Raw genomic sequence first — 12,765 nt, forward strand, 5'->3', positions numbered from 1 at the left:
GCTCTGGGAGAATCGGGTGCGCTGTTGCCGGCACCACGGGGGACGGAGTCGCCATGACAGGCTCTGACGGGGCGCATCTGCTCGCGATCAGCGACCTGCACGTCGGATACGAGGCCAACCGGCAGATCGTGGAGCGCCTCCGGCCCGAGCACGAGGACGACTGGCTGCTGGTCGCCGGTGACGTCGCCGAGCTGACGCCGGACATCACCTGGGCGCTGACCACGCTGACGAACCACTTCGCCAAGGTCATCTGGCTGCCCGGCAACCACGAGCTGTGGACCCACCCGCAGGATCCGGTCCAGCTGCGCGGCGAGCGCCGCTACCGCCACCTCGTCGACCAGGCCCGCGCGCTCGGCGTGATCACCCCCGAGGACCCCTACCCGGTGTGGGAGGGTCCGCAGGGACCGGTCGCGATCGTGCCGATGTTCCTGCTGTACGACTACACCTGGCGGGACGGCACACCCGGCGCCCGCACCAAGGACGAGGCGCTCGCGCAGGCCCGCGAGGCCGGCATCGTCTGCACCGACGAGATGTTCCTGCAGCCCGACCCGCTGCCCGGCCGCGACGACTGGTGCCGGGCCCGCGTCGCCGAGACCGCCCGCCGGCTCGACGCCCTGGACCCGTCGCTGCCCACGGTGCTCGCCAACCACTGGCCGCTGCACCGCGAGCCCACCCAGATCCTCACCTACCCGTCGTTCGCCCTGTGGTGCGGCACCGAGCAGACCGAGGACTGGCACACCCGCTACCGCGCCACCGAGGTCGTCTACGGGCACCTGCACATCCCGCGCGTCATCTGGCGCGACGGCGTCCGCTTCACCGAGGTCTCGCTCGGCTACCCGCGCGAGTGGGGCCGCCGCGAGAGCGGTCCCGCCGGCCCGCGCCGTATCCTCGCCGGGCGGCAGGCGGCCCACCGGTGATCGAACTCGTCCTGCCCGACGCCGTCTTCCACCGCGCCGCCTACGCGGGCGAGCTGGACCACGCGCCGCTGCACCCCGAGGAGACCCCCGCCGTCACCCGCGCCGTCGACAAGCGGCGCCGCGAGTACGCCGCGGGCCGGGCCTGCGCGCGCGACGCCCTCGGACAGCTCGGCATCCCGCCGGGCCCGATCCTGCGCGACCCGCAGCGCGGCGCCCCGCGGTGGCCGGACGGTGTCGTCGGCAGCATCACCCACTGCGACGGCTACCGGGCCGCGGCCGTGGCCCGTACCACCGACATGCTCGCCCTCGGCATCGACGCCGAGCCGCACGACGTGCTGCCCGAAGGGGTGCTGGACGCCGTCCTCGCGACCGACGCCGAACGCGCCCGGCTCGCCGAACTCGCCTCTGCGGCCCCCGGGATCCACTTCGACCGGCTGCTCTTCAGTGCCAAGGAGACGGTCTACAAGGCCTGGTATCCCTACCACCACCGCATGCTCGGCTTCGACGAGGCCGAACTGCTGCTCGCCGCCGACCCCGGCACGCCCGACCGCGGCAGCTACACCGCCCGCGTCCTCGTCCCCGGCCCGCTGCTCGCCGAGGGCGTCGGCCCCGACGTCTTCACCGGCCGCTGGGCCGTCCGCGACGGCCTGCTCGTCACGGCCATCGCCGTCCCGGCCGGCTGACCGGCGGGTCCGTCACCCCTGCGGCAGCCCGCCGTCAGCCCGAGTCGCGCTCCACCAGCGTCGTCCGGAAGATGACCGAGCGGGTGTCCTGCCGCGGGTCGTCGATGCGGGCAAGCAGCAGACGGGCCATCTCCGCCGCCATGTCCTCGACCGGCTGACGGATCGTGGTCAGCAGCGGGCGGGACGCCAGCGCCGCGCTGCTGTCGTCGAAGCCGATCACGGCGACGTCGTCGGGCACCCGGCGGCCCAGGTCGCGCAGCACCAGCAGGGCGCCCTGCGCCATCAGGTCGTTGGCGACGAAGACCCCGTCCGTGTCCGGGTAGCGCTCCAGCAGTTCGCGCATCGCCCGCTCCCCGCCGACCTGCGTGAAGCTGCCCTCCACACTGGGCACGTACGCGTAGCCGTGCTCGGCCATCGCCTCCCGGAAACCCGCCAGCCGGTCCTGGCCCGCGGGGGAGTCGAAGGGGCCGGCGATCGTGGTGATCCGGCGGCAGCCGCGCGCCAGCAGCCGTTCGGCCGCGAGCCGCGCGCCCGCCTGCTGCGCCACGTCCACGTAGCTGATCGGGATCGGCGTGGACGGGCGCGCGAACAGCACCGTCGGCAGGCCCGCCTCCGTCAGCAGGAAGGGCAGCGAGTCGCCGGGCGCTATCGACACCAGCGCGACGCCGTCGATGTGCTCCTGGCGCAGGTTGGCCGCGAGCGTGTGCCGCGCGTCCTCGGAGTCGGCCAGCATCAGCACCGGGTGCACCCCGCGCGGGCGCAGCACCGTCAGCAGGCCGCCGACCACCCGGCCGAAGAACGGGTCGCTGAACACCTGGCCGAGGAAGGGGTCGTCGGCGGTGCGGTGCGCCGGGACGGAGAAGACCAGGGCGACGGAGTCGGTGCGCCGGGTGACCAGGGTGCGGGCGGCGCGGTTGGGCACGTAGCCGGTCGCCGCGACCGCCTCCTGGACGATCCGCTGGATCTCCGGGTCGACGTTGCGCGTCCCGTTGACCACGCGCGACACCGTCGCCCGCGACACCCCGGCGGAGCGCGCGACGTCTTCCAGGGTGGGCTGGCGCGGCCCCGGCGGACGGCTGCTCGTCATGGGTGCAGTTATACCATGGGCCGGAGAGCGCTCTCCGGCCTTCGGTGCAGGCCACAGCACGGATCGGCACCCCGTGCCGGAACGGGGGAGCGGGGTGCGGCGACCCCCCACAGGCCCGCCGCACCCCGCCCCGGCTCAGCCGGGTCCGCCGCTCAGGCGTACACCCCGAACTCGTACAGCGAATCGCCGTAGGCCGTGCCGCGCTGAGTGATCGTCACCCGCACGTACCGGCCGGTGCCGCTGACGTCCAGGGTGTCCACCCCGCCCGCCCCGGTCGACGTCGAGCGCACGGTCGTCCAGGCGTTCCCGTCGTTCGACACCTGCACCTGGTAGGCCTTCCCGTAGGCCGCCTCCCAGGCCAGCTGCACGTGCTTGACCGCGGTCGGCGCGCCCAGATCGACCTGGATCCACTGCGGGTCGCTCCACTCGCTCGCCCACCGGGTCGTCATGTTCCCGTCGGTGGCCATCGCGGGCGTGCACGGGCAGCCGCCCGTCGGGTCGGACTGGTAGGACGAGGCGGTCGTGGGCTTGCCCTGGGCCACGTTCGTGCCGTCCACCTTCGGCGCCACCACCCGGAAGGACTTGGTCTCCACCCCGAGGTTGCCGTGCCCGTCGTAGGCGTAGACGTACACCTTCCACACCCCGAGCGTGGTCGGCGCGGTCACCGTGAACTGCCCGTCGCCGGTCTGCGTGAAGCCCACCTGGCGCAGGCCCGTCGTGCTGTCCACGTACTTGGTGGAGTACATCAGGTTGTAGCGGACGAGGTCCCCGTCCGGATCCGTCGCCTTCGCCGACACCGTGAACGTGCCGCCCGCGGGCACCGACGCGCTGTTCGACAGCGTCATCGAGCCGATCGACGGCGGGGTGTTCGCCTGCGGCGAGCCGCCGTAGTCCTTGGCGACCGAGTAGTACGCGGGCCGCTTCCAGCCCTCCGGGCGGAGGTTGAACCAGATGCCGCCGAAGTCGTTCTCCTCGCCGTAGTTGAACATCGTCGCGCCGAGCCCGACACCGGTGTGCCCGACGATGCAGTTCCACGCCGAGGTGTACGCGTCGCGCTTCTGCGCGTCCGTCGGCTCGGTCGGCACCCCGTTCGCGTCGTTCGGCACCTCCCACTCGCCCGCCTCACCGGACTCCGTCACGATGTACGGCTTGGTGTAACCGCCCGAGACCCAGTCCTGCCTGACGTTGCAGACCGCCCCGTAGGAGTTGACCGCGTACAGGTCCAGCGACGGCGTGTACTGCTTGTAGTACGGCCACGCGCCCGTCCACGCGTCGGTCGACGTCACCGGGTGGTTCGGGTCGATCGCGTGGATCGCCTGCGCCACCTGCTCCACGAACTGCGCGTACGCGATGCGCTGCTGCTCGATCGCCGCACCCGAGTAGTGGTCCTGGGTGGTGAGGATGACCTCGTTGCCGACGTCCCACATGAGCACGCCGGGGTGGTTCTTGTAGGTGCTGACCCAGTTCTTGATGTCGTTGAGGGTGTTGGTCTTGTACGCGGTGTCGTTGACGTAGTCCGCGCCCTGGTTGAGCCAGAAGCCGTTGACGACCTTCATCCCGTACGCCGCCGCCGAGTCCAGCAGCGGCTTGCTGCTCGCGTCGGTGCCCCAGGTGCGCAGCGTGTTGACGCCCATCGACTTCAGGTCGCGCATGTGCGCGTCCGCGGTCGTCGCGGACGGACCCCACGTCACGCCCTTGACCTGCCACGGCTTGCCGTCCACCGTGAGCTGCCAGTTGCCCTGGGAGCCCGTGACGTGCACGTTGCTCGCGCCGGTCGGCACCGGCGGGTCGGTCAGCGGGGACGGCGCGCTGCCGGTGGTCTGCGACACCGTGACGCTGTCGATGCTCAGCGCGCCACCGGAGGAGGTGTCGTCGGCGGGCGAGGTGCAGCCGCACACCGCGTTCGGGTAGGAGCCGCCGATGCGCAGGCTGAAGTCCAGGTAGACGCCGTGGTGCACGGCCGCGTCCCACGTGGACACGCCGACCTGCGACTCGCTGACCTGCCAGACCTGGTTGCCGTCGAGGTACCAGCGGATCTGCTCGTCGGAGGTCGTGCGGTCGATGATCTCGGAGTAGGTGTGGTAGCCGCTCTGGCAGCCCGTGCAGGTGGCGAGACCGCTGGTCAGGCCGTTGTACTCGGCGCAGTTGCCGCCCGGGGCCGTCCCGCAGTGCAGGGTGGCCGAGAGCTGGCTGCGGCCGTTGACGTCCTCCATGATGTCGCTCTCGCCGACCGCCGGCCACGCGTTGACGTTGCCGCGGTAGCCCGCGCCCATCGCGCGGAAGGACGGCCAGTAGCCCAGCGCCTTGGCGACGTCGGGCTGCTTGAGGGTCGCCGAGATCTGCAGCCGGCCGCCGGCCGGGGCCTGGAAGTCGGTGCGCTTGGTCTCGATACGGCCCGACGTCCAGGAGCTGCCCGACTTCAGGGCGGTCAGGTTGAGGTGGCCGCTGCCGTCGAGGCCGACGTTGGCGGGGGAGTCGGTGGCCGTCTCGACCTCGCCGGTGCCCCAGCCGGCCGGGCCGCCGGGGTAGGCGGTGCCGGTGTCGGTGATCCAGTTGCCCGCGTCGGGCTTGCTGCCGGCCGCGCCGTCGAAGCCGTCGCTCCACAGGGTGGTCCAGTCGCCCGGGGGCGGGGTGCCGGTGCTGCCGCCGTTCGCGCCGCCGTCGCCACCGCCGGTGGCGCCGCCGGACGTGCTGCCGCCGTTGCCGCCGCCGGTGCCCGCGGTGCCGTAGACCTGGAACTCCCACAGCGAGTAGCCGTAGCCGTTGCTGCGCGCGGTGCCGTTCATCCGGACGTAGCGGCCGGTGCCGGAGGCGGTGACGGTCTCGGTGCCGCCGGGGGCGGCACTCGTAGCGTAGATCTGCGTCCAGTGGGTGGCGTCGTCCGAGACCTGGATCTGGTAGGCCTTCGCCGGGTTCTCCCAGGTGAGGACGACCTTGCTGACGGTGGACGAGGCGCCGAGGTCGACCTGGAGCCACTGCGGGTCGGCCCAGGCGCTGGCCCAGCGGGTGCCGGGGTCGCCGTCCACGGCGGCGGTGGCCGGGTAGCCGGCGCCCTCGGTGGAGGAGGCGGTGGCGGGCTTGCCCTGGGAGAGCAGGGCGTCGGCGGCGTGCGCGGGGGCGGCCGGGACGGCGAGCGCGTAGAGCGCGAGGCCGGTGGCCACCAGCAGCAGGAAGGCGGCACGCAGCGGCGGAGGCAGGGCTCCGGCCCGCGAGCGTGCCGAGGGTGACGCTCTCATGACGGACTCCAGCGGTGGGGGGTGGGGAGGGAGGAGAGGGGGCGGGCCCGAGGGCGGGCGGGTGGGGGAGGCCCCGTGAGGGGTGAACCGGGATGCGGAGGTGGGGGAACGGGATCTGGGAGAGCGCTCTCTCAGTGGCCCCGATGGTTGCCTCAACGTTTCCGGGGTGTCAAGGGATACGACGTGAACGGCCGCTCGTGGGGCGGGTGGTGGGGCCGTGGTGTGCTGGGGCCCGCGGGGCCTTGCGGGCGTGGTCGGCGGGGTGCGGCGGGACTTGACACCCGGTCCGTGGACGGCCAAGGTAACGGCTACGGGAGAGCGCTCTCCCGCACCCTCTCGTCACCCGGACCGCTCGTCCCCAGCCTGCCGCTCACCGCGGCCTTCCTGCCGATGGGCCGTCACGCCGCGGGCGGCGCCGCACGGAAGGCCATGAAGGGATGACCATGATCACCCCAGGGCCCGTGCCCGCGCCGCCCGCCGCCGCACCCGCGACCGCCGCTGCCCCGGCCGCGGCCGCACCCGCGGCCGCGATCACCGACGAGCGGCTCGACGCCCTCGTCGCCCGGCTCGACCTGCCCGCGAAGATCCGGCTGCTGTCCGGCGCCGCGACATTCCGCACCGCGCCGGAACCCGCCGTCGGCCTGCGCGCCATGGGCTTCTCCGACGGCCCGGCCGGCGTCCGCGGCGAGCGCTGGGACGAGCGCGACACCGCCCTCGCGCTGCCCTCCCCGACCGCGCTCGCCGCCGCCTGGGACGACGCGCTGGTCGCCGAGCTGGGCGGCCTGCTCGCCGCCGAGGCCCGCCGCAAGGGGATCGACGTGCTGCTCGCGCCCACCCTCAACCTGCACCGCACCCCCGCCGCGGGCCGCCACTTCGAGTGCTTCGCCGAGGACCCGCTCCTGGTCGGCCGCACCGCCGCCGCCTACATCCGCGGCGTCCAGGACGGCGGGGTCGCCGCCACCGCGAAGCACTACGTGGCCAACGACTCCGAAACCGACCGCCTCACCCTGGACGCCCGCGTCGACGAGCGCACCCTGCACGAGGTCTACCTCGCCCCCTTCGAGGCCGCGGTGCGCGCCGGGGTGTGGGTCGTGATGTCCGCCTACAACCGCGTCAACGGCGTCACGATGTCGCAGAGCCCACTGCTCGCCGAACCCCTCAAGGGTGCCTGGGGCTTCGACGGCGTCGTCGTCTCCGACTGGGGCGCGGTGCGCAGTACGGAGCCTGCTGCCCTCGCCCCGCAGGACCTCGCGATGCCCGGCCCGCACCCGCTGTGGGGGGAGCCGCTGCTCGCGGCCGTACGCGCGGGCCGGGTGCCGGAGGAGCTGGTGGACGAGAAGGTACGGCGGCTGCTGCGGCTCGCCGCCCGGGTGGGCGCGCTGGACGGCGCCCCGCCCCCGCCGCCCGCCCCGGCGCCCGCCGAACCGCGCGCCCTGCTCCGCCGGGCGGTGGCCACGGGCTGCGTACTGCTGCGCAACGAGGGCGGGTTGCTGCCGCTGGTTCCGGCGGCGGCGCCCGGGTCGGTGGCGTCCGGATCGGTGGGGTCCCTGGCTCCGGGCGTGGAGGGGGCGCCCGGGTCGGCGGGCTCCGTGGCTCCGGGCGTGCGGGGGGCGTCCGGATCGGCGGGCTCCGTGGCTCCGGGCGTGCGGGGGGCGTCCGGATCGGCGGGGTCCGCGGCTTCCGGCGTGCCGGGGGCGTCCGGGGGTGCCGGTGCCGGTGCCGTGTCCGGCGGCCTGGCCCGGCTCGCGGTGATCGGGCCGAACGCGGCCGCCGCGCGGGTGCAGGGCGGGGGCAGCGCGGGCGTCTTCCCGGAGGCGGTCGTGTCACCGCTGGACGGCATCCGGGAAGCGCTCTCCGGCACCGGTACCGAGGTCGTGTACGCCGAGGGTGTGCGGCTGGGCACCCGGCCGACACCGCTGCACCCCGGCAACGCGCGCGACCCGCGCACCGGCGAACCCGGGGTGCTGGTGCGCTACCTGGCCGCCGACGGCACCGAGGTGTGCGCCGAACACCGGCTCAGCGGCCGCGTCCTGGAGCCGGGCGACGCGCCGGAGCTGGCCCGTACCGCGGCTTTCGTCGAGGTCAGCGCGCACTTCACACCTGCCGCCCCGGGGGAGTGGCGGCTGTCGGTGGTGGGCCTGGGCGCGGTCACCCTGCACGTGGACGGCGAACCGCTGATCGACACCGTTGTGCGGCCGGAGTCCGACGACCCGACGTATGTGCACGTGGCGCCGTCCTTCCGCACCGCGGTGCGCAAGGCGGTCGGGGGCGAGGCGCTGCACCTGGTCGCCACCCGGGAGCTGCTGCCGGAGCAGGGCCTGGCCGTGGCGCTCGCGGCCGACGCGCCGCGGCCCGCGGAGGACGTGGCCTTCGCCGAGGCCGTGGCATGCGCGCGCGCCGCTGACGTCGCAGTCGTCGTGGTCGGCACCACGGACGAGATCGAGAGCGAGGGCGCCGACCGCACCTCGCTCGCGCTGCCGGGCCGCCAGGACGAGCTGGTCGCGGCGGTGGCCGCCGCCAACCCGCGCACGGTGGTGATCGTCAACGCGGGCGGCCCGGTCGAACTGCCGTGGCGGGAGAGCGCTCCCGCGCTGCTGCTGTGCTGGTTCCCGGGGCAGGAGGCCGGGCACGGGCTCGCCGACGTGCTCTTCGGCCGCGCCGAGCCCGGCGGGCGGCTCCCCACCACCTGGGCTGCCCGCGCCGAGGGCGCGCCGCTGCCCGCCACCACCCCCGAGGAGGGCGTGCTGCGCTACGCGGAGGGGCCGTACGTCGGCCACCGCGCCTGGCGCCGCGCGGGCGCCGAGCCGGCGTACTGGTTCGGCCACGGCCTGGGCTACACCACCTGGTCCTACGAGGCGCTGGAGGTGCGCCCGGAGCCGCCGGACGGGGACGGACCCGCGGGCGCGACGGCCCTGGTGACGGTGCGCAACACCGGAAGCCGCGCCGGACGCGAGGTCGTCCAGGTGTATCTGACGACCGGTCCCGACGACCACGACGACGGCGGCCCGCGGCTCGCCGGTTACGCGGCCGTGCACGCCGCGCCCGGCGAATCCGCCGTCGCCGAGGTGCGGATCGAGCCGCGCGCGCTGCTGCGCCGGTCGCCCGCCGACGCCCGCTGGGTGCCGCGTCCCGGCCCGTACGTGCTGCACGCGGGTCCCTCCGCCGCCCGGCAGCCGCTCTCCGCGCCGCTGGCCCCTTGACGGCCCGTCACCCCGGGGGCCACCCGGACCGGGGCGCCTCCCGCCCCTGACAGCGGGGGGCGCCCCACCCCACGCCCGCCCCCCACCGGGGCCGACGGCGGCGCCCCCCCGCTCAAGATCGGCATTGTCAGACCCTCCCCCTACCGTCTGTGGTGTCGCGCCGGTCCGGCGCGCAACATCCCGGCGTGTGCAGAGGAGATGACGCGTTGTCCGAGTGGGAGCCCGACTGGGGGAAATCCAGCACGGTGCGGGTGGTGGCGCCCGCGAGTCCGCGCAAGCTCGCCAAGGTGCCGTTCGTCGAGCTGGCCGACGGGCGGTTGCAGGGAGTGGTGTCGAGCGGTTCGGACATCGCGCGGGTCTACGTCTCGTCGGTCGCCGCGGGCTCCTTCGCCTTCACCTGCAGCACGAACAACAACCGCCCCTGCGGCGGTGCGCGCGGCATGTTCTGCAACCACATCCGGGCGCTCGTCGGCGAGGCCGTCCTCCAGTACGGCGCGCAGCGCGTCGCCCGCTACATGCGGCTCGACCCCGTGGCGGCGGGCGCGGAGGCCGACGCGGTCCTCACCCCGATGGAGCAGGCCCGCCCGCAGCAGGCCGACTCGTCGGCGGCCGCCTCCGTCTTCAGCCGCTTCCTGCGCCAGCTCAGCTACCTGGAGCTGGCGCCGACCACCGCGCCGCTGCCCGAGATGCAGTGGTTCCCGCCGACCAGGGCGGTGGCGTGATGCGGGTGGACGTGCTCGCGGAGCGGATCGACGGGCTCGACGAGGCGCTGGCCGCCGTCGACGCCTTCGACGGGGCGCTGGCCGCGGGCCTGATGCGGCCGCAGCCCGCGCAGGCGGCCGGGCTCGCGGCGCTGGCCGGTGCGCTCGCCGGGTCGCCGCTGGCCGGGAAGGTCGCCGAGGCCGCGGAGAAGGCCGCGGCGGGGACGGCCGGTGAGGACCACTTCGTGGCGCTCGCCGCGGGCCGCACCGCCCTGCTCGGCTCGGTGCACGACGCGCTGGCCGCGCGCGTCGCCGAGGCGACGGGCCGGTCCGCCGCCGAGCCGGTCCGCCCGGAGCCGGGCGCGCCGCAGGCGCTGAACGTCCTGGCGGCGGCCCGCGCCTGGCTGTCGGACCTGGCCCGATGCGGCTGGAGCGGCATGGACCACGAGGTCGTCTCGGGCGTCGCGCCGGTCGTCGCGGCGCTGCTGCCCGACCCCGCGCTGCGCCGCCTGGCCGCGCTGCTCGACGGATTCGCCGACGAGCTGGCGGCGTGCTGCCCCGGCGCCGCGCTGGAGCGCGTCCCGGCCCGCCGCTGGGCCGACCTGTGGTCGCGCGCGCTGCTGCTGACGCTGCCCGGTGCCACGGGGGCGCCCGCGGGGGACCGGGCGACGGGCCGTCTGCTGCCGCTGGGTGTCGATCTGCACGAGCACGCCACCGCCGTGCAGGCCCAGGTGCACGCGGTGTTCGAGCCCGCCGACGGGTCCGCGGCGCTGCTGGTGCGGGCGAGCGTGTCGGCGCCCAAGCCGGAGACGGTGGTGGGCGCGGGCCTGTGGCAGCTGCTGCGCCCGCACATGTCGCTGCTGGCGGCGGCGGGCGAGGGCCGTTGTGTTGACGTCACGGGGATGCCGCTCACGGCCGAGGGTGATCTGGTCTGGGACGACGCGTGCGCCCGCCCGGGGGAGCCGGCCGACGCGTTCAGCACGGCCAGGGTCGCGCTGCCCGCCGCCGCCGATCCGGCGACGGCGCCGCTCGACCGGCACCCCGCGCGTATCGCCGTCCCGGTCTTCGTGGAGGGCTACACGGCCACGCGGGACGAGGAGCGGGGCCTGCTTTTCACCTTCGCGGGCGGGCAGCTGCCGGTCGACACCGACCGCGTCCCGGTCGCCGGCCCGCTGACGCCGGAGGCGGTGGCGGCGTCCGCCGCGTGCATCGGCCTGCTGCGCTGGGACGCGGGGGCCTTCCGCCTCCAGCCGCTCGCCGTCGAGAGCGTCGTCCGCAAGAAGCCCGTCGCGCTGCACGCGGGCGCCTGGGCGGGCGGTACGGCCGACAAGGCGGGGGTCAAGGCGGAGAAGGCCGCCACCGACGCCGCCGCGGCGCTGCGCGAGCGCGCGGGAAGGCTGCTGCGGAAATGACCGACCAGCACACCGCCCCCGTATCCGCGCCCGCGCCCGCTCACGACGCCCGGCGGCAGGTCGTCTACTGGCGGCTGCTCGCCCGGCTCTTCGACCAGGAGGAGCAGCCGGCCCTGGAGTCCGCGAGCCTGGCCGTCGTCGAGGACATCGGCCTGCCCGCAGCCCTCCTCGACCCGCAGGTCTCCGTCGACACCCTGGTACAGCGTCATCCCGCACTGGCCGCCGAATTCGACGGCCTGATGGTCCCGCGGGCACCGGAACAGGAGGACCCGGACACCGGCACGGAGGAGGACGCCCCCGACGACGGCCGGGACCGCGCCGCCGAGGTGCGCCGCGCCGCCCTGGTCTCCAAGGTGCTGCTCAACGTCTTCGCGACCGGCGGCGGCGCCGTCACCGCGGGGCAGCTCGCCCGCTGGCAGGCCGACGCCGGCTGGCTGGAGCGCGCCCTCGGCTGCCGCCCCGGCGAGCTGCGCGGCGGCCGGGCGGCGGGCTCCGCGGCGGGCCCCGGTGTGAGCCCGACCGGTACGGGCGGCGGGCACGGCACGCCCGACCTCAGCCGCCTCGTCCCGTCGATCGGACCGGACCTGGCGGCGATCGAGGCCGACCTGGTCAAGCGGATGCGGCTGCGCGAGGTGCTGGCCGATCCGCGGCTGGCCGCGCAGCTCACCCCGAGCATGTCGCTCATCGAGCAGTTGCTGCGCGACAAGAACAACCTGTCGGGCGTGGCGCTGGCCAACGCCAAGGCCCTGATCCGCCGTTTCGTCGACGAGGTCGCCGAGGTGCTGCGCACCCAGGTGGAGAAGGCCACCGTCGGTGCGATCGACCGGTCGATCCCGCCGAAGCGGGTCTTCCGCAACCTGGATCTGGACCGCACGATCTGGAAGAACCTCACCAACTGGAGCCCGGAGGACGAGAAGCTCTACGTCGACCGGCTCTACTACCGGCACACCGCCCGCCGCACCACACCGCAGCGGCTGATCGTGGTCGTCGACCAGTCGGGCTCGATGGTCGACTCGATGGTCAACTGCACCATCCTGGCCTCGATCTTCGCGGGCCTGCCCAAGGTCGACGTGCACCTGATCGCGTACGACACGCAGGCCCTCGACCTCACCCCGTGGGTGCACGACCCGTTCGAGACGCTGCTGCGCACCAACCTCGGCGGCGGCACCGACGGCACGGTCGCCATGGCGCTCGCCCAGCCGCTGATCGCCGAGCCGCGCAACACCGTGGTGGTGTGGATCTCCGACTTCTACGAATGGCGCGGCGAAGCGCTCTTCGAGAGCATGGCCGCCGTCCACCGCTCGGGCGCCCGGTTCATCCCGGTCGGCTCGGTGACCAGCGCCGGCCGCGGGAGCGTCAACCCGTGGTTCCGCGAGCGCTTCAAGGACCTGGGCACGCCGGTGCTGTCCGGCCACATACGCAAGCTCGTCCACGAGCTGAAGTCGTTCCTCACCTGACCGTCCCGGCCCGGCCCGTCCCCCCCCCGCCGCGTCCACGGCACCCTCATGCGTTCCCTCCTTATTTTCCGA

The 12,765-nt window shown here is 74.8% G+C and carries 9 protein-coding genes; 7 read left to right on the forward strand and 2 right to left on the reverse strand.

What is annotated here, in order from left to right; genetic code table 11:
* Positions 1 to 53 precede the first annotated feature (53 nt).
* Positions 54 to 917, forward strand: a complete 864-nt coding sequence (locus ACWERV_RS09560; RefSeq protein WP_398179904.1) for a metallophosphoesterase family protein — start codon at positions 54 to 56, stop codon at positions 915 to 917.
* Positions 914 to 1,600: a 4'-phosphopantetheinyl transferase family protein gene (locus ACWERV_RS09565; protein ID WP_452930798.1), complete on the forward strand. Its 687-nt coding sequence runs from the start codon at positions 914 to 916 to the stop codon at positions 1,598 to 1,600. Before ACWERV_RS09560 ends, ACWERV_RS09565 begins: the two co-directional genes overlap by 4 nt.
* A 34-nt stretch (positions 1,601 to 1,634) precedes the next feature.
* Here the strand turns inward: ACWERV_RS09565 and ACWERV_RS09570 are convergent, their stop codons facing one another.
* Together ACWERV_RS09570 and ACWERV_RS09575 are read right to left on the reverse strand one after the other, a co-directional pair.
* Entirely contained in the window at positions 1,635 to 2,687 is a 1,053-nt protein-coding gene (locus ACWERV_RS09570) for a LacI family DNA-binding transcriptional regulator (protein WP_452930800.1), read from the reverse strand.
* 152 nt (positions 2,688 to 2,839) lie between these two features.
* Positions 2,840 to 5,923: a galactose-binding domain-containing protein gene (locus ACWERV_RS09575; RefSeq protein ID WP_452930802.1), complete on the reverse strand. Its 3,084-nt coding sequence runs from the start codon at positions 5,921 to 5,923 to the stop codon at positions 2,840 to 2,842.
* 288 nt (positions 5,924 to 6,211) lie between these two features.
* On the opposite strand from ACWERV_RS09575, the gene ACWERV_RS09580 reads away from it, so the two are divergent.
* From ACWERV_RS09580 to ACWERV_RS09600, 5 genes are all read left to right on the forward strand, one after another.
* Positions 6,212 to 6,364, forward strand: a complete 153-nt coding sequence (locus ACWERV_RS09580; protein ID WP_452930804.1) for a hypothetical protein — start codon at positions 6,212 to 6,214, stop codon at positions 6,362 to 6,364.
* Between the two features lie 89 nt (positions 6,365 to 6,453).
* Complete coding sequence (locus ACWERV_RS09585; protein WP_452930978.1) at positions 6,454 to 9,123, forward strand: glycoside hydrolase family 3 C-terminal domain-containing protein; 2,670 nt, start codon at positions 6,454 to 6,456, stop codon at positions 9,121 to 9,123.
* Between the two features lie 206 nt (positions 9,124 to 9,329).
* On the forward strand, positions 9,330 to 9,845 hold the full coding sequence (locus ACWERV_RS09590) for a hypothetical protein (RefSeq protein ID WP_398179888.1): 516 nt from the start codon (positions 9,330 to 9,332) through the stop codon (positions 9,843 to 9,845).
* The gene (locus tag ACWERV_RS09595; RefSeq protein ID WP_452930807.1) at positions 9,845 to 11,236 is read left to right on the forward strand and encodes a hypothetical protein; all 1,392 of its coding nucleotides are present in this window, start codon (positions 9,845 to 9,847) and stop codon (positions 11,234 to 11,236) included. Before ACWERV_RS09590 ends, ACWERV_RS09595 begins: the two co-directional genes overlap by 1 nt.
* Positions 11,233 to 12,693, forward strand: coding sequence for a vWA domain-containing protein (locus ACWERV_RS09600; RefSeq protein ID WP_452930809.1), 1,461 nt, complete (start codon positions 11,233 to 11,235; stop codon positions 12,691 to 12,693). The genes ACWERV_RS09595 and ACWERV_RS09600 overlap by 4 nt, the downstream gene beginning before the upstream one ends.
* Positions 12,694 to 12,765 lie beyond the last annotated feature (72 nt).

The sequence above is a fragment of the Streptomyces sp. NPDC004031 genome, from assembly GCF_053604375.1.